This is a genomic window from Bacteroides sp. (genome assembly GCF_052357945.1).
Lineage (GTDB): Bacteria > Bacteroidota > Bacteroidia > Bacteroidales > Bacteroidaceae > Bacteroides.
Genome location: NZ_DAWCXD010000116.1, coordinates 1 through 16,384, shown reverse-complemented (window position 1 = coordinate 16,384; position 16,384 = coordinate 1). Strand labels below are relative to the sequence as shown.

The following is a 16,384-nucleotide window of genomic DNA, read 5'->3' as shown; positions in this document are numbered from 1 at the left end:
TAATCAAAGTTTATATTATTAAACATCTATTCCTATAAAATTTAAAAACGCAAATATCCAACATAACATGAATAAACAGAATAGTACTGTTAGAATTAAAAAATCTTCATTGTGTTTTTTTACACCAACTTCTTGGGAAAGAAGAATTCTAACTCCAATTTCAGGTTTGGGAATTGCCGAAATTTTTTCCATAAACATCCTATTTATAATATCATTTCGACTCCCTAAAATGAGGTTATACATAAAAAAGAAAGTGTGGAGTCGTCTGTTTATCTATCGGGAGGTTCTGGTAAACCTAAGGAACAAATAAACAATACCCCACACTTGTATAGATATGCGCATAGGTAACACATACGAAAATACAAGTGATGAGTGTTATTGTTATCCCTGTTCCTTTTGAAATTTACCAGATTTCCCGAATAAGGATAAAAGCAAAACACTTTCATCTAATAAAATGTAATGTCATATAATTGCTTATGATGACAGTGCAAATATAGATATATTTTGCAATATAACACTCTAGGGTATTGTTTTTTTTAGGTTTAAGTATAGTCTTCGTTTCTTACTCTATCAAATCTATCTCATCATCCATTTCTCTATTCTCATTGTCATATAAATAAGATTCAGGTATATAGTCAGACAAAACCAGCTTTTCATTCTGTGTTTCGTTTTCAATTTCTTCTGCAAGATCAATATTTACGTCAATATCATCGCAGCAGGCATAGTTGTCGCGATACTGTTGATTACGTTTCATTTCTTGCTGAAAAAAACTGCTACCAAATAATGCTTTAAATAGATTCATAGTTTTAATGTTAAACGTTATGTTATAAATGTCTTTTTATTGCTTCCTCATAAATTTTCCGTATTCGTTCCCGAAGATGTGACGGCTCAATTACTGTAAGTGAACTACTACGTGAGAGCAATGCCATTACAAAATCATTAGTAATACGAAGGCGTAATCTGATTCGAAATTCCATCTCATTGTCCGTAATGATTTCTTGTGAATGATGCAAAGGAATCGATTTCAAGAAACTGCCATCTAATGCACTATAGCTTAGTTCAATATTTTCTACTGGAATATCTGTCTGATTCCAGATGCCGTAGCTGTCTTTAAATAAGTTGTTTGCATCAATATTCATATTTCTTTTGAAGGTTTCCTCATAAAGGATTTGGAGATTGCGGATACAGTCTATATTGAAAGTTTTTAATATGTTGTTGTCGTAGGCGAGGAGATACCATCTTTGCTGGTCTTCTTTCAGATAATAAGGTAAGACTTTCTTTTTGCGTACTTTGTCTCCTTCACGTACATAAATATAACTGAATTCTACCGGGTGAAAGAATTTAATGGCTTTTATCAATGCCGGAAGACATTCACTGTCGTTTGGTCGATGATGTTCGGCAAGAACATAGGTGTGTAGGTTGGAAGTTTTGTCCAAAGCATTCAATAGGTCGAAGTTTAGCAGAAGCCGTTCGTATTGCTCCTTTTTCAAATCGTCTTCCTCATTGATATAATAACCGTTTTGTTTCTTATCAAAACAGATGCGGATACCAAATAGATCTTCTATATCTTTGAAGTCTCGCTGCAAAGTTCTTATGTCTACAGGTGTTCCATCTCGTTCTTCCATGCGATGTGTCACGTAGTTCTCCAATTCTTTACGTGGCACATACTGTTGAGGTCCTTTTAATTTATTGATAATGACCAGCATTCGTTGCATTCCTTCCCGTTTCTTGCCCATATTTGGTATTAATTTTAATTATCAAGAGCAAAGATAATGTCACGTGACGACAAAACATGTCGTTCTAAGAAAATTTCTAAGAAAACAAAGGGATTTTGATACGTATGCCCTTGTTTTTTTATACTTTTGGTGAAATTTTCAAAAGGTACGATTAAATGCTACATATTGAGAACATTTGTATTGCTTTTGGGACAGAGGTTCTTGTTTCCGGTTTTAATATGAAATTGGAAAGGGGAGAAACTGCCTGTATTGTAGGACAATCTGGCTGTGGAAAGACTTCGTTACTGAATGCGATAATGGGTTTTGTTCCGTTGAAAGAAGGGATAATCAGGATAGGAGGAATGGTACTGGATAAATCGACTATTGATACAGTCAGGCGGCAGATTGCATGGATTCCCCAGGAATTGGCATTGCCTTTCGAATGGGTGAAAGAGATGGTAGCTCTCCCGTTCGGACTGAAAGTGAACCGTTCTGTCCCTTTTTCGGAAGAAAGGCTTTTTGCCTGTTTTGATGAATTGGGACTGGAACATGAATTATATACCAAGAGAGTGAATGAAGTGTCGGGCGGCCAGCGTCAACGCATCATGCTCGCCGTAGCCGCTATGCTCAATAAACCTCTGATTATTATAGACGAACCTACTTCTGCTTTGGATGCCGATTCGACCGGTAGGGTCTTGTCTTTCTTCCGGCGACAGGCGGAAAAGGGAACAGCAGTGCTGGCCGTATCGCATGATAAGGACTTTGCTTCGGGATGTCATTATTTAATAGAATTGTAACGATTGGAGAGAACTCTAACACGAATCGGATAGAATTGTTAAGAATACACTGTGGGAACGATTGATATATCATATTATAATCTTATTATAGGCTTGCTTCTGCTTGCCATCCCGTTCTTTTATCTTTGGAAGTTTAAAACGGGACTACTGAAACCTGCCCTGATTGGTACAGTACGGATGATTATCCAACTGTTCTTTATCGGCATGTATCTGAAATATCTCTTTTTATGGAACAATCCCTGGATTAACTTCCTTTGGGTGATAATTATGATATTCGTAGCCGGACAGACAGCACTGGTGCGTACCCAGTTGAAACGTCGTATCTTATTAATCCCTATTACGGTAGGATTTCTTTGTAGTGTTGTACTGGTAGGCTTGTACTTTATCGGTATTGTTCTTCAATTGGACAATATATTTAGCGCCCAATACTTTATTCCGATATTCGGTATCCTGATGGGTAATATGCTTTCGAGCAATGTGATAGCTTTGAATACGTATTATAGCGGATTGAAACGTGAGCAACAGTTGTACCGTTATTTACTGGGGAACGGAGCAACAAGGCAGGAAGCGCAGGCTCCATTTATCCGACAGGCCATTATTAAATCCTTCAGTCCGCTGATTGCGAACATTTCCGTGATGGGATTGGTTGCTCTTCCCGGCACAATGATCGGACAAATCCTGGGAGGAAGCAGTCCGAATGTTGCCATCAAGTATCAGATGATGATTATGGTGATTACTTTTACGGCATCTATGCTGTCGCTGATGATAACTATTTCATTGGCTTCACGCCGATCTTTTGACGCATACGGGAAATTATTAGAGGTAACCAAAGAACCCCGAAAATGACAGTTGCCGATCAGATATTCCGTAAAGTGGCTGAAACTTCTATTCCGCATTTTTTTATAACAGTGGAGTTTTCGGCATCCGGCACTGAAATGCCGGAACATATCGAATCGTTCCTGTGGGAAAAGCACGAAGCAATTCTTCGTGGAGCCAGCGGGCGTAAATTTATCTATAAAGAAGGAGAGTGGCGGCTTATTTTCACTTTCTTTCCTACCGACAGGGTGGTAGACGAACGGTATGCGCTGAAAAACAAAGTACAGATGAAAAGCAAAAGCTAGACGCTAAGACAACGGGTTATCTTTGCTTTTAGCTCCGGTTGTGAGCACATTGATTACTTGCCTTTCAACATTCCCCATAAGCAGCGAAGCTGCACTAATTGTTCTCCGGGTTGCACATACCCGCTTTCAAACATCTTTTCCGACACTTTAAATTTGGAAAGATGATGGCGTATGTACGTCTCTACAGCCGGGGATTGTTTTTTGACGAATGACATCAAATCGACCTTTCCATCTTCACGAATGAGCACGTGGGCTTTGATGGTACGAAAGCCGTACTCTTTGCAGTGTTTAGTTTCTGCTTTATCAATCCAGAAGATAGCAGTAGCTTTGACCGTATCTGCCGTGCAATCTTCGGCATTGTCAATTTCTGTAGACTCGGCTACAGCCGTATCACTCTTTTTGAGTTGACAGGAGGTCGTCACAACTATCAGCAACAGTAGAGTCAGAATTGTTTTCATCGTATTTATTATTTAGTGGAAGTAAAAATACAGATTTTCAATAAATAACGGAAGTTTTACGCAGAATTTTATAATTAGTTTTTATTCCGGCATTAATTTTTATCCATATTTGTCCGATGAAAACAGGCAAAAGGCAAAAAGAATATACACTCTCTTTGCCTTTTGCCTATTGATAAAACTGAAAAATGAAATCAATTGTTTAATCTGAAACTAATGTAGATATAGTTAGGGTTTAGCGGAAGTCTTTCAGTTCTTCCTGTAATTTCTGGCGCGTGAAGAAGATACGGCTCTTTACAGTGCCCAACGGAAGATTCAGTTTTTCTGCAATTTCGCGGTATTTGAATCCGGAAACGTGCATGGCGAACGGAACTCTGTATTCTTTCGGAAGAGCATTGACTACGCGGTGCATCTCTTTCAGGTCGTATGTCTTTTCCGTACTTTCAAACCCTGCATCTTGCGGTAAATTAAGATGGTAGAGATTGTCCGTATGGTCAATAAATGTCTGGTCACGAACTACCTTGCGATAGTTATTGATAAAGATATTGCGCATGATGGTATACATCCATCCTTTGAAATTTGTATCAGGTGTATATTTTTCTTCGTTATCTAATGCTTTTAATGAGGTTTCCTGCAGCAAATCGTTTGCTTCTTCGCGGTCTGTTGTCAGTTTGTATGCGAAACGTAGTAGTTCTTCCTGAACGCCTACCAAGTCTTTTCTGAAGCTTAAACTTTTCATATGTGTTGTTTTTAAAATGTGAGTATTCGTTGTTAAAATTTTGATGTTGCAAGTTTAAGGTATTTTGTCGATCCCGCTGGGGGAGAATCCGACGGAATTTAGGGGAATTTCTATCATCGGATAGTTTTTAGGTCTTATTTGATAGTTTTCGGGTGGTGTTTGATATCTTTTACGGTGGTCTCAAGAAAACGGATAACGATAAATTCTCTAAAAAACGACCGTTTAGTATGATTATTCCTTTTTTATTTATTATATTTGCAACCAAATTTTCTACCAAATAATGAAAATTAAGCAAATAGTAAGCGCCCTTGAACGATTCGCGCCTCTGCCATTGCAAGACGGCTTTGATAATGCCGGCCTGCAAATCGGATTGACAGAAGCGGAAGCAACAGGGGCTTTGTTGTGTCTTGACGTTACTGAAGCCGTGTTGGATGAAGCGATCGCGTTGGGTTACAATCTCATTATATCTCATCATCCGCTGATTTTTAAAGGGTATAAATCCATTACGGGCAAGGATTATGTGGAACGCTGTATATTGAAAGCAATAAAGAATGATATTGTGATCTATTCGGCGCATACCAATCTGGATAATGCGCAAGGTGGAGTCAATTATAAGATAGCCGAAAAAATCGGATTGAAGAATTTGAAAGTGCTTGAGCCAAAAGAGAATAACTTGGTTAAGCTGGTGACGTTTGTCCCTTACGCACAAGCTGACGCGGTACGCGAAGCACTGTTTGCTGCCGGATGCGGAAATATAGGCGACTATGATTCATGCAGTTACAATCTGAAAGGAGAGGGAACTTTCCGGGCAAAAGAGGGAACGCATCCTTTCTGTGGAACAATCGGAGAACTGCACCACGAAGAGGAGGTGAGGATTGAAACGATTCTTCCTTCCTTTAAAAAGGCGGAAACCATCAAGGCTTTATTGGCTGCCCATCCTTATGAGGAACCGGCATTCGACATTTATCCGTTATTGAACGACTGGTCGCAGGCGGGGGCGGGAATTGTCGGTGAATTGGATGAATCGGAGACAGAGCTCGAATTTTTGAAACGCATCAAGAAGACATTCGAAGTGGGATGTTTGCGTCACAACAAGCTGAAGGGAAGAGAGATACAGAAAGTGGCATTGTGCGGCGGTGCAGGTGCATTTTTGCTTCCACAGGCAATCCGGTCGGGAGCGGATGTTTTTATTACCGGCGAAATTAAATATCATGATTATTTCGGCCATGAAGAAGATATTCTGATGGCAGAGATTGGTCATTACGAAAGCGAACAATATACAAAAGAAATTTTTTATTCCATAATCCGGGATTTATTTCCTAATTTTGCACTCCAATTGAGTAAAATAAATACGAATCCCATAAAATATTTATAAGTAAAATGGCTAGAGAAGCAAAAAAAGATCCGAATGAGTTGACGGTAGAACAGAAACTGAAGACACTGTTCCAACTGCAAACGATGTTGTCTAAGATTGATGAAATCAAGACATTGAGAGGTGAACTTCCGTTGGAAGTGCAAGACCTTGAAGATGAAATTGCCGGTTTGAGTACCCGTATCGACAAGATCAAAGCTGAAGTGGATGAACTGAAATCTGCTATTGCCGGCAAGAGAGTAGAAATTGAAACAGCAAAGGCTTCAGTAGAAAAATATAAGTCACAACAAGACAATGTTCGCAACAACCGTGAATATGACTTCTTGACGAAGGAAATCGAATTCCAGACATTGGAGATCGAACTTTGCGAAAAGAGAATCAAAGAATATTCTGCTGATAAAGAAGAAAAAGAGGCTGAAGTGACAAAGAACGATCAGATTCTTAACGAAAGAATGAAAGACCTGGAGCAGAAAAAGAGCGAACTGGATGAAATTATCTCTGAAACCAAACAGGAAGAAGAGAAATTGAGAGACAAAGCTAAAGAATTGGAAACTAAGATTGAACCACGTCTGTTGCAGTCTTTCAAACGTATCCGCAAGAACTCTCGTAACGGATTGGGTATTGTGTATGTACAACGTGACGCATGTGGTGGTTGCTTTAACAAGATTCCGCCCCAGAGACAGCTGGATATCCGCTCTCGTAAGAAAGTAATCGTTTGCGAATACTGCGGACGTATTATGATTGACCCGGAATTGGCTGGTGTACAAATCGAACACAAGGTGGAAGAAGCTCCGGCAACTACTACCAAAAGAGCTATCAGAAGAAAAACTGCTGAATAAAGAAAGCAGTGAAGTAGTAAGTAAAGTTACTATTTTGATATATAAAGTAAGCCCTGCAGCAATGCGGGGCTTTTTTTGTTTTAGTAAGTGCCTGTATAAAGGGAAATCGAATACTTCAAAATAATATTGCGTCGCGTGGGAGTTTTACTCCAATTTTACTCCGGTAAACAAACTTACCCTTTAGTTGTTATCTTTTCATTTCATAAAAACCTGAACTGATATGAGTATACGAGTGTGGGGCACATCGCTCCTTATGTTTCTTTCAACTGTAACTGCGGTTGGACAGACTGCAAACCGTTATTTGAAAGCTCCGCTCCCTAACGATTGGGAAGAGAGCGGGGAAGTGTTTCAACAGATACTTCCGGTGGATGACCATTGGTGGAAGTCATTCCAAGACGCCAAACTGGACTCTTTGATAGCTCTGGCAGTAGATCGTAATTATTCCGTTGCGATGGCAATCAACCGTATAGCCGCTGCCCGTGCCAATCTTTGGATAGAACGTAGTAATTTCTTTCCTTCCATCGGACTGAATGCAGGGTGGACCCGTCAGGAAACAAGTGGAAATACCAGTTCGCTGCCTCAAACAACGGATCATTATTATGATGCTTCGTTAAGTATGAGTTGGGAGCTGGATATCTTTGGCAGTATCCGCAAGCGGGTAAAAGCACAGAAAGAGAATTTTGCCGCCAGTAAGGAAGAGTACACAGGTGTTATGGTTTCGTTGGCTGCGGAGGTAGCCTCGGCCTATATCAATCTAAGGGAATTGCAACAAGAACTTGAGGTGGTGAAGAAAAACAGTGCTTCGCAGGAGGAAGTACTGAAAATCACCGAGGTACGCTATAATACCGGACTTGTTGCCAAGCTCGATGTGGCACAGGCTAAGTCTGTGTTGTATAATACGAAAGCCTCCATTCCTCAACTGGAAGCGGGTATCAATCAGTATATAACGACATTGGCCGTTTTATTGGGAATGTATCCGCAGGACATTCGTCCGGTTCTCGAATCCGGCGGAACACTGCCCGATTACATGGAACCGATCGGAGTGGGGCTACCTGTCGATTTGTTATTGAGACGGCCTGATGTACGAGGTGCGGAATTGAGCGTGAATGCACAAGCGGCATTGCTGGGAGCCTCAAAAGCGGATTGGTTGCCGAAAGTTTTCTTGAAAGGATCATTTGGGTATGCCGCCCGTGATTTGAAGGATCTCACCAAAAGTAAAAGTATGACTTATGAAATCGCTCCGTCATTGAGCTGGACTATTTTCAGCGGAGGACAGTTGGTGAACGCAACCCGACTGGCGAAAGCGCAACTGGATGAAGCGATCAATCAGTTTAACCAGACGGTTTTGACTGCCGTACAGGAGACTGATAACGCTATGAATGCTTACCAGAATTCAATCAAACAGATTGTCGCCCTGCGGGAAGTGCGTAATCAAGGGATTGAGACATTGAAACTTTCACTGGAATTGTACAAGCAGGGACTCTCGCCTTTCCAAAACGTACTCGATGCGCAACGTTCTCTGTTATCTTACGAGAATCAGCTGGTACAGGCACAAGGGAGTTCACTTTTGCAACTGATAGCCCTCTACAAGGCTTTGGGAGGCGGTTGGAGAGAATAAAAAAATCAATCAAAAAATATATAACCTAACAGATATGAAAAAACTGATGTATATCTTTCTTGCACTGCCTATATTGACAGGTTGTAAGGAGAAAAAAAGTACAGGAGCGATGGGAGGTATGCCCACTCCGGAAATTAGCGTGACCAAACCCGTAGTGGAGGATATTACTTTGACGAAAGATTACCCGGGCTATCTGACAACTGAAAAAACGGTGAATCTTGTGGCCCGAGTGAACGGAACCTTGCAGTCTACCTCGTATGTTCCTGGCGGACGAGTGAAACAGGGACAACTGCTGTTTGTCATTGAACCTACTTTGTATAAAGACAAGGTGGAGCAGGCAGAAGCAGAACTGAAAACCGCCCAGGCTCAACTGGAATATGCCCGTAATAATTATAGCCGTATGAAAGAGGCTGTAAAGAGTGATGCTGTCAGTCAGATACAGGTGCTTCAGGCTGAATCGTCTGTGGCAGAAGGGGTTGCAGCTGTCAGCAATGCGGAAGCTGCTTTGAGCACCGCCCGTACAAACTTGGGATATTGTTATGTTCGCGCGCCGTTTGATGGCACTATCAGTAAGGCGACGGTGGATGTAGGAAGTTATGTCGGCGGCTCGTTGCAGCCGGTTACATTGGCTACTATTTATAAGGATAATCAGATGTATGCTTACTTCAATGTAGCTGATAATCAATGGTTGACGATGGCTATGGATAACCAGCAATTACCAGCCAATCTTCCGCAGAAAATAATGGTTCAACTGGGAAAGGAGGGAACTGAAACTTATCCGGCTGCCCTCGACTATCTTTCACCCAATGTAGATTTGAATACAGGAACGCTGACGGTTCGTGCCAATTTTGATAATCCGAAAGGGATATTGAAGAGTGGGTTGTATGTAAGCATTACTTTACCTTATGGAGAAGCTAAAAATGCGGTGCTGGTGAAAGAAGGTTCTATCGGAACCGATCAGTTGGGTAAATATTTATATGTTGTAAATGATTCGAATATAGTTCATTACCGGCATATTGAAATAGGGCAGTTGGTCGACGGCACTTTACGGCAGATAGTGGGAGGACTTTCTCCGCAAGAACAGTATGTCACAGAGGCTTTGATGAAAGTCAGAGACGGAATGAAGATAAAGCCTCTCCCTGATTCTCTCCCCAAGAGAGGAAAGTAAAGTCCTTTGCTAACTGATTGATTAACAAATGAAATCAATAAAGGTGATGTACTTAAAACCGATTAATTAACAAAAGTAACTTTCTTGCTCCTTCTCTTTGGGAGAAGGCTGTGGAGAGGCTGCTTTTAAACCTATATATTATGTTTTCTAAGTTTTTTATCAACCGACCGATATTTGCTACTGTCCTTGCCCTGCTTATTGTAGTAGCCGGTCTGGTCACACTCAATATATTGCCTGTGGCGCAATTTCCGGAGATCACGCCGCCAACGGTGCAGGTCTCTGCCGTTTATCCCGGGGCAAATGCTGAAACTGTTGCCCAAACAGTGGGTATTCCTATCGAACAGCAGGTGAATGGTGTAGATGGTATGCTTTATATGTCTTCCAATTCTTCCTCTTCGGGAGCGTATTCTCTGACCATTACATTCGCTGTCGGTACGGACATCGATATGGCAACTGTGCAGGTACAAAACAGGGTAAGTATCGCGCAATCATCACTGCCGGAACCGGTAGTTGTGCAAGGAGTCACTGTGCAGAAACAGTCTTCGAACATTGTGATGTTCCTGACAATGACTTCGCAGGATTCTGCATACAACAGCCTGTATCTGACTAATTATGCCAAACTGAATTTAGTAGACCAGCTGACACGTGTGCCCGGAGTGGGTGCTGTGAATGTTATGGGAGCGGGGGACTATTCGATGCGCATCTGGCTCGATCCGGAGGCTATGCGTATACGGAATATTTCACCGCAACAGGTTTATCAGTCCATCCAGTCGCAGAATGTGGAAGTATCTGCCGGATATATCGGTCAACCTATCGGGCAGGATAATAATAATGCTTTTCAGTATACATTGAATGTCCAGGGACGATTGAAATCTCCAGAACAGTTCGGCGATATTATTATCCGCCGCGAACAGAACGGAGCGATGCTTCGCCTGAAGGATATTGCACGCATCGACTTGGGTTCTGCGTCATATAGCGTAGTGTCACGATTGAATGGAAAACCTACGGCTGCCATTGCTATTTACCAGCAACCGGGTTCCAATTCGCTGGATGTATCCAAAGGAGTGAAGGCTAAAATGGAGGAATTGGCGGCAAGTTTCCCGAAAGGAGTTTCGTATAATGTCACTTTGGATACGACCGATGTGATCCATGCTTCTATTGATGAAGTGATGGTCACATTCTTTGAAACGACTTTGCTGGTGATTCTCGTTATTTTCCTGTTCTTGCAGAATTGGAGGGCTGTGATTATTCCTTGTATTACCATCCCGGTATCGTTGATTGGTACATTTGCCGTGATGGCGGCATTTGGTTTCTCTATCAATACACTGACGTTGTTCGGGCTGATTCTGGCAGTTGCCATTGTGGTGGATGACGCGATAGTGGTGGTGGAGAATGCTTCGAGGTTACTGGAAACCGGGCGGTACTCCCCTCGCGAAGCGGTGACGAAAGCGATGGGAGAGATTACAGGCCCGATTGTCGGGGTAGTGCTTGTATTGCTGGCTGTGTTTATTCCTACGATGATGATTAGCGGAATTTCAGGGCAGTTGTATAAGCAGTTTGCATTGACTATTGCCGCTTCTACCGTGTTGAGCGGTTTCAATTCGTTGACATTGACCCCTGCACTCTGTGCGTTGTTTCTTGAAAAGAGCAAACCTTCTAACTTCTTTATATACAAAGGTTTCAATAAGGCATACGACAAGACACAAGGAGTGTATGACAAGATTGTCAAATGGTTGCTTCAACGTCCCGGAATGGCTCTTGTTTCCTACGGTGCCTTGACTGTTATTGCTGTATTGCTCTTTATGCATTGGCCGTCTACTTTCATTCCGGACGAGGATGACGGATATTTTATTGCTGTTGTTCAACTTCCGCCTGCAGCCAGCCTTGAACGTACGCAGGCAGTGGGAGATAAGGTTAATGCAATTCTGGATTCTTATCCGGAAGTGAAGAATTATATTGGCATTTCCGGCTTCTCGATAATGGGTGGCGGCGAGCAGAGCAACTCGGCAACTTATTTTGTGGTACTGAAAAACTGGGATGAAAGGAAAGGGAAGGAGCATACGGCTGCTGCCGTAGTCAACCGTTTTAATGGTGAAGCGTATATGACTATTCAGGCTGCGGAAGTATTTGCGATGGTTCCTCCGGCTATTCCGGGACTGGGTGCTTCCGGCGGTTTGCAACTTCAGTTGGAAGACCGGCGTAACCTGGGACCGACGGAAATGCAACAAGCTATCAATGCGTTGCTTGCTTCTTATCATTCTAAACCGGCTTTAGGATCTGTGTCCAGTCAGTATCAGGCAAATGTTCCGCAGTATTTCTTGAATATTGATCGTGATAAAGTGCAGTTTATGGGGATTGCCTTGAATGATGTGTTCTCTACATTGGGCTATTATATGGGAGCGGCTTATGTGAATGATTTTGTTGAATTCGGACGTATCTATCAGGTGAAGATTGAGGCACGGGATCAGGCACAGCGCGTGATTGATGATGTCTTGAAACTAAGTGTGCCGAATGCGGCAGGAGAGATGGTACCTTTTTCTTCTTTCACCAAAGTGGAGGAACAGTTAGGACAGGATCAAATAAACCGTTATAATATGTACTCGACTGCTTCTCTGACTTGTAATGTTGCTCCGGGAAGTAGCACCGGGCAGGCCATACAGGAAGTGGAAGCATTATTTAAGGAACAGCTGGGAGATGAGTTTGGATATGAATGGACTTCTGTGGCTTATCAGGAAACACAGGCAGGAAATACGACTACCATTGTACTCGTGATGGCTCTAATTGTTGCTTTCCTGGTACTTGCTGCACAGTATGAGAGTTGGACCAGCCCGGTGGCAGCCGTTATCGGATTGCCGGTCGCATTATTGGGTGCTATGATTGGCTGTCTGATTATGGGAACTCCGGTCAGTATTTATACGCAAATCGGTATCATTCTGCTTGTTGCGCTTTCGGCAAAGAACGGTATTTTGATTGTGGAATTTGCCCGTGATTTCCGTGCCGAAGGTAATTCGATTCGGGAAGCTGCTTTTGAAGCGGGACATGTCCGCTTGCGTCCGATCCTGATGACATCTTTTGCTTTTGTACTAGGAGTGATGCCGTTGTTGTTCGCCACCGGCGCAGGTGCGCAAAGTCGTATAGCATTGGGAGCCGCTGTTGTATTCGGTATGGCTATGAATACTTTATTGGCTACTATTTATATTCCTAATTTTTACGAATTGATGCAGAAATTGCAAGAGCGGTTCAGTAAAAAGAAAGCAGATGATGGTGGCGGGAAAGATGCTGCAACACAGAAGTAAAAAGCTGTTTGAAGACTGTCTGGAAGGGTAGTTGGTATAGTGACGCTATCTGTTCGGGATAGCGTCACCATAGTAGGCAAATAGCGTCACTATCTTGAGGGGATAGTGACGCTATTTTATTCTTGTCGGCAAGGCTGTTTTTTAAGGCGAATACAGCGGATTATTTTATAAAGAATGGTAATCAGGAATATCCTGGAGGAACGTATAGCTCTGATGTTCATAATCCATACGGCAGCAATAATGTTGCATTCCGTTGCTGACAATTAGGTAATCTACTTTCAGTACCATATTATATCGGGTGATCTGATCGAAAACAGCTTGCGTTATTTCAATGTGTGGTGCTTTATATTCTACAATCATCCGGGCGGATAAATCCCTCCGGTAAAGTACTGTATCGCATCGTTTGGTAGTACCGTTCAACTTAACCATTACTTCATTGGCAAGAAGGGTAGTCGGATATCCTTTGTGTGCAATAAGAAAGTGAACAAAGTGTTGCCGTACCCATTCTTCAGGGGTAAGGGCGACATATCGTTTACGAATAACGTCGAAAATTACATTTTTTCCGTTTCGTACGTTTATTTTAGTGTCGAATACTGGTAGGTTTAACGATAACATTTATTATTTTTGTAAGTTAAATAATGGTTCCCATTATTGGGAGCACAAATTTAATAGATAATTATGAAAACAAAAGAAGAAATCGTAGCTAATTGGCTGCCGCGTTACACAAAACGTAACCTGGAGGATTTTGGAGAGTATATTCTGTTGACTAACTTCAACAAGTACGTCGAGATTTTCGCAAATCAGTTTAATGTTCCTATTTTAGGAAGGGACGCAAATATGATTTCTGCTTCTGCCGAAGGTATCACAATGATTAACTTCGGTATGGGAAGTCCCAACGCTGCTATCATCATGGACTTGCTGGGTGCTATTCGCCCCAAAGCATGTTTATTCCTCGGAAAATGTGGTGGTATCGACAAGAAAAACCAGCTTGGTGACTTGATTCTTCCTATTGCGGCTATCCGTGGGGAGGGAACTTCTAATGATTATTTTCCTCCCGAAGTTCCTGCGTTGCCTGCATTTATGTTGCAGCGTGCCGTTTCTTCATCCATTCGTGACAAAGGCCGCGACTATTGGACCGGTACTGTATATACCACTAACCGTCGTATTTGGGAACATGATGATGCGTTCAAAGAATATCTGACAAAGACACGGGCCATGGCAGTCGATATGGAAACTGCAACTCTGTTTAGTTGTGGCTTTGCCAATCATATTCCTACCGGTGCATTATTATTGGTATCCGATCAGCCAATGACTCCCGATGGAGTGAAAACGGATAAAAGCGATAATTTGGTGACCAGAAATTATGTAGAAGAGCATGTTGAAATTGGCATTGCTTCTCTGCGTATGATTATTGATGAAAAGAAAACTGTTAAACACTTGAAATTCGACTGGTAATCCGGTCTTTCTGAAAAAATATATATGGCAAAACAAGAATTGACCTGTGATGACATCCTCAAGGAATTGAGAGCAAAGCAGTATCGCCCTGTCTATTACCTGATGGGAGAAGAGTCGTATTATATCGACTTGATTGCAGATTACATAACGGATAATGTGTTGAGCGAAACGGAAAAAGAATTCAACCTGACTGTTGTGTATGGTGCTGACGTGGATGTGGCAACGATTATAAATGCCGCAAAGCGTTATCCCATGATGTCAGAACATCAAGTAGTAGTCGTTAAGGAAGCGCAGGCCGTGCGTAATATGGAGGAGTTGTCATATTATCTTCAAAAGCCTTTGCTTTCCACTATCTTAGTGATATGCCATAAGCATGGAACTTTAGATCGTAGAAAGAAGTTAGCTGCCGAGGTGGAAAAAACAGGTGTATTGTTTGAGTCTAAAAAAATCAAAGATGCGCAACTTCCCGGTTTTATCGCTTCATATATGAAACGAAAAGGGGTTGATATGGAACCGAAGGCAACTTCTATGCTTGCTGATTTTGTAGGCTCGGATTTAAGTCGTCTGACCGGAGAACTTGAAAAGTTGATTATCACTTTACCTGCCGGACAGAAACGTGTTACTCCTGAACAGATAGAAAAGAATATCGGCATAAGTAAAGACTATAATAACTTTGAATTGCGCAGTGCTTTAGTGGAAAAGGATATATTGAAAGCGAACAAAATAATAAAATATTTTGAGGAAAATCCGAAAACTAATCCGATCCAAATGACGCTGTCTCTATTATTTAGCTTTTATTCCAACTTGATGTTAACTTATTATGCACCGGATAAATCAGAGCAGGGAATTGCAAACATGCTAGGATTAAGAACTCCATGGCAGGCTCGGGATTATATGGTGGCAATGCGAAAATATAGTGGAGTAAAGACGATGCAAATTGTTGGAGAAATACGATATGCTGATGCAAAATCTAAAGGAGTCCAAAACAGTTCTATGACAGATGGGGATATTCTTCGCGAGCTGGTGTTTAAAATTTTGCATTAAGTCGAATTAAGAATTACATATATCATCAGACATATACTTTTACCATAGATAGAAATGGGGAGTATATGTCTTTTTTATATTCCCGCAATTATACTTATCTCAAAAAGTCCTCTCACTATTTTCTGTGATTATTTTTACAAATAAATTTAGTTATTTCATCGTTTTATAGAGTTACTGTTTGGCTAATCACACAAACAGTTTTTTTAATTTTATATTGCCTATCTTTTCAGAAAATACATTTTCATTAAATCTAAAGCTTGAATTTTTTAACGAGAAAAGTTTACTGATCCTTGAGTTTTATCAAAAAAGCATTTTAGATTTTGATGCTACCACTTTATAGTGAGAATGGAGATTTTCTCTTTTTCTAAAGCTGCCCATTAATGTCATTTTGATAGTTCAGACTATATTGGATTGTTACAGCATGATTTTTTTCTAGTTTAATAGAAATATAGATTCACTTTATTGGGATTAAATTCTTGTATATCATTTATTTATGCGAAAAATAAGCCTTCTAGAATCGAAAAAAAATAAATATCTGGAGATTGGTACAGAAATATCGCAAGGATTTGCTTTTTAGAGAAAATTGTAAAGGATGATTAGACAAAAATAGTAATATACATTGGTAAAGTATGGGTTGATTCCTTCCTTTTATTGCTTTTGCAACTATCAATATTTACTTTTGTATATTTGATCTGTTACCAATGTATAAAGTATTAATGTGAATAAAATACAAATGTGATAAAGAGCAAGCATTCACAATAGTAT

Annotated in this window: 16 protein-coding genes; 10 read left to right on the top strand and 6 right to left on the bottom strand. The window is 41.1% G+C overall.

Going from position 1 to position 16,384, the window contains the following annotated elements:
* Positions 1–18: 18 nt before the first annotated feature.
* From ACT8YW_RS17380 to ACT8YW_RS17370, 3 genes are all read right to left on the bottom strand, one after another.
* Positions 19–192 carry a hypothetical protein gene (locus tag ACT8YW_RS17380; RefSeq protein ID WP_008640217.1) on the bottom strand — a complete coding sequence of 58 codons (174 nt, stop codon included), beginning with the start codon at positions 190–192 and terminating at the stop codon, positions 19–21.
* Between the two features lie 370 nt (positions 193–562).
* The gene (locus ACT8YW_RS17375; RefSeq protein WP_004312878.1) at positions 563–802 is read right to left on the bottom strand and encodes a hypothetical protein; all 240 of its coding nucleotides are present in this window, start codon (positions 800–802) and stop codon (positions 563–565) included.
* Between the two features lie 22 nt (positions 803–824).
* Positions 825–1,736 carry a helix-turn-helix transcriptional regulator gene (locus ACT8YW_RS17370; RefSeq protein WP_008640219.1) on the bottom strand — a complete coding sequence of 304 codons (912 nt, stop codon included), beginning with the start codon at positions 1,734–1,736 and terminating at the stop codon, positions 825–827.
* A gap of 155 nt (positions 1,737–1,891) precedes the next feature.
* Between ACT8YW_RS17370 and ACT8YW_RS17365 the strand changes: the two genes are divergently transcribed.
* From ACT8YW_RS17365 to ACT8YW_RS17355, 3 genes are read left to right on the top strand one after another with little or no spacing between them, the layout of a single operon-like run.
* Positions 1,892–2,512, top strand: coding sequence for an ABC transporter ATP-binding protein (locus ACT8YW_RS17365; RefSeq protein ID WP_120069744.1), 621 nt, complete (start codon positions 1,892–1,894; stop codon positions 2,510–2,512).
* Positions 2,513–2,563: 51 nt separating this feature from the next.
* Positions 2,564–3,358, top strand: coding sequence for an ABC transporter permease (locus ACT8YW_RS17360; RefSeq protein ID WP_444106408.1), 795 nt, complete (start codon positions 2,564–2,566; stop codon positions 3,356–3,358).
* Positions 3,355–3,633: a hypothetical protein gene (locus tag ACT8YW_RS17355; protein WP_444106407.1), complete on the top strand. Its 279-nt coding sequence runs from the start codon at positions 3,355–3,357 to the stop codon at positions 3,631–3,633. Before ACT8YW_RS17360 ends, ACT8YW_RS17355 begins: the two co-directional genes overlap by 4 nt.
* 53 nt (positions 3,634–3,686) lie before the next feature.
* Here the strand turns inward: ACT8YW_RS17355 and ACT8YW_RS17350 are convergent, their stop codons facing one another.
* Positions 3,687–4,091, bottom strand: a complete 405-nt coding sequence (locus ACT8YW_RS17350; protein WP_444106405.1) for a DUF4891 domain-containing protein — start codon at positions 4,089–4,091, stop codon at positions 3,687–3,689.
* A 232-nt stretch (positions 4,092–4,323) separates the two neighbouring features.
* A complete protein-coding gene (locus ACT8YW_RS17345; RefSeq protein ID WP_004312907.1) occupies positions 4,324–4,827 on the bottom strand; it encodes an RNA polymerase sigma factor in 504 nt (167 codons plus the stop codon).
* 280 nt (positions 4,828–5,107) lie between these two features.
* Here ACT8YW_RS17345 and ACT8YW_RS17340 point away from each other — a divergent pair, with 280 nt between their 5' ends.
* The 5 genes from ACT8YW_RS17340 to ACT8YW_RS17320 all read left to right on the top strand — a co-directional run bounded on the left by ACT8YW_RS17340 (position 5,108) and on the right by ACT8YW_RS17320 (position 13,120).
* Entirely contained in the window at positions 5,108–6,202 is a 1,095-nt protein-coding gene (locus ACT8YW_RS17340; protein WP_444106402.1) for a Nif3-like dinuclear metal center hexameric protein, read from the top strand.
* Positions 6,203–6,207: 5 nt separating this feature from the next.
* Entirely contained in the window at positions 6,208–7,038 is an 831-nt protein-coding gene (locus ACT8YW_RS17335; RefSeq protein ID WP_444106400.1) for a zinc ribbon domain-containing protein, read from the top strand.
* 220 nt (positions 7,039–7,258) lie between these two features.
* Positions 7,259–8,656 (top strand): efflux transporter outer membrane subunit, encoded by a 1,398-nt coding sequence (locus ACT8YW_RS17330; protein ID WP_444106398.1) that lies wholly within the window; start codon positions 7,259–7,261, stop codon positions 8,654–8,656.
* 34 nt (positions 8,657–8,690) lie between these two features.
* Entirely contained in the window at positions 8,691–9,824 is a 1,134-nt protein-coding gene (locus ACT8YW_RS17325) for an efflux RND transporter periplasmic adaptor subunit (protein WP_444106396.1), read from the top strand.
* 140 nt (positions 9,825–9,964) lie between these two features.
* Positions 9,965–13,120: an efflux RND transporter permease subunit gene (locus tag ACT8YW_RS17320; RefSeq protein WP_444106394.1), complete on the top strand. Its 3,156-nt coding sequence runs from the start codon at positions 9,965–9,967 to the stop codon at positions 13,118–13,120.
* Positions 13,121–13,285: 165 nt separating this feature from the next.
* Here ACT8YW_RS17320 and ACT8YW_RS17315 read toward each other — a convergent pair whose 3' ends face one another.
* Positions 13,286–13,735 carry a type I restriction enzyme HsdR N-terminal domain-containing protein gene (locus tag ACT8YW_RS17315; protein WP_008022371.1) on the bottom strand — a complete coding sequence of 150 codons (450 nt, stop codon included), beginning with the start codon at positions 13,733–13,735 and terminating at the stop codon, positions 13,286–13,288.
* Positions 13,736–13,798: 63 nt separating this feature from the next.
* On the opposite strand from ACT8YW_RS17315, the gene ACT8YW_RS17310 reads away from it, so the two are divergent.
* Both ACT8YW_RS17310 and holA read left to right on the top strand, forming a co-directional pair.
* On the top strand, positions 13,799–14,575 hold the full coding sequence (locus tag ACT8YW_RS17310; protein ID WP_004312914.1) for an AMP nucleosidase: 777 nt from the start codon (positions 13,799–13,801) through the stop codon (positions 14,573–14,575).
* 24 nt (positions 14,576–14,599) lie between these two features.
* Complete coding sequence (holA, locus tag ACT8YW_RS17305) at positions 14,600–15,619, top strand: DNA polymerase III subunit delta (RefSeq protein ID WP_087318571.1); 1,020 nt, start codon at positions 14,600–14,602, stop codon at positions 15,617–15,619.
* The last annotated feature ends 765 nt before the right edge of the window (positions 15,620–16,384 follow it).

Bases quoted from the DNA above. Each gene is read 5' to 3' on its own strand.
- ACT8YW_RS17380 (WP_008640217.1), bottom strand. From the start codon at position 192: ATGGAAAAAATTTCGGCAATTCCCAAACCTGAAATTGGAGTTAGAATT.
- ACT8YW_RS17375 (WP_004312878.1), bottom strand. From the start codon at position 802: ATGAATCTATTTAAAGCATTATTTGGTAGCAGTTTTTTTCAGCAAGAA.
- ACT8YW_RS17370 (WP_008640219.1), bottom strand. From the start codon at position 1,736: ATGGGCAAGAAACGGGAAGGAATGCAACGAATGCTGGTCATTATCAAT.
- ACT8YW_RS17365 (WP_120069744.1), top strand. From the start codon at position 1,892: ATGCTACATATTGAGAACATTTGTATTGCTTTTGGGACAGAGGTTCTT.
- ACT8YW_RS17355 (WP_444106407.1), top strand. From the start codon at position 3,355: ATGACAGTTGCCGATCAGATATTCCGTAAAGTGGCTGAAACTTCTATT.
- ACT8YW_RS17350 (WP_444106405.1), bottom strand. From the start codon at position 4,091: ATGAAAACAATTCTGACTCTACTGTTGCTGATAGTTGTGACGACCTCC.
- ACT8YW_RS17345 (WP_004312907.1), bottom strand. From the start codon at position 4,827: ATGAAAAGTTTAAGCTTCAGAAAAGACTTGGTAGGCGTTCAGGAAGAA.
- ACT8YW_RS17340 (WP_444106402.1), top strand. From the start codon at position 5,108: ATGAAAATTAAGCAAATAGTAAGCGCCCTTGAACGATTCGCGCCTCTG.
- ACT8YW_RS17335 (WP_444106400.1), top strand. From the start codon at position 6,208: ATGGCTAGAGAAGCAAAAAAAGATCCGAATGAGTTGACGGTAGAACAG.
- ACT8YW_RS17330 (WP_444106398.1), top strand. From the start codon at position 7,259: ATGAGTATACGAGTGTGGGGCACATCGCTCCTTATGTTTCTTTCAACT.
- ACT8YW_RS17325 (WP_444106396.1), top strand. From the start codon at position 8,691: ATGAAAAAACTGATGTATATCTTTCTTGCACTGCCTATATTGACAGGT.
- ACT8YW_RS17320 (WP_444106394.1), top strand. From the start codon at position 9,965: ATGTTTTCTAAGTTTTTTATCAACCGACCGATATTTGCTACTGTCCTT.
- ACT8YW_RS17315 (WP_008022371.1), bottom strand. From the start codon at position 13,735: ATGTTATCGTTAAACCTACCAGTATTCGACACTAAAATAAACGTACGA.
- ACT8YW_RS17310 (WP_004312914.1), top strand. From the start codon at position 13,799: ATGAAAACAAAAGAAGAAATCGTAGCTAATTGGCTGCCGCGTTACACA.
- holA (WP_087318571.1), top strand. From the start codon at position 14,600: ATGGCAAAACAAGAATTGACCTGTGATGACATCCTCAAGGAATTGAGA.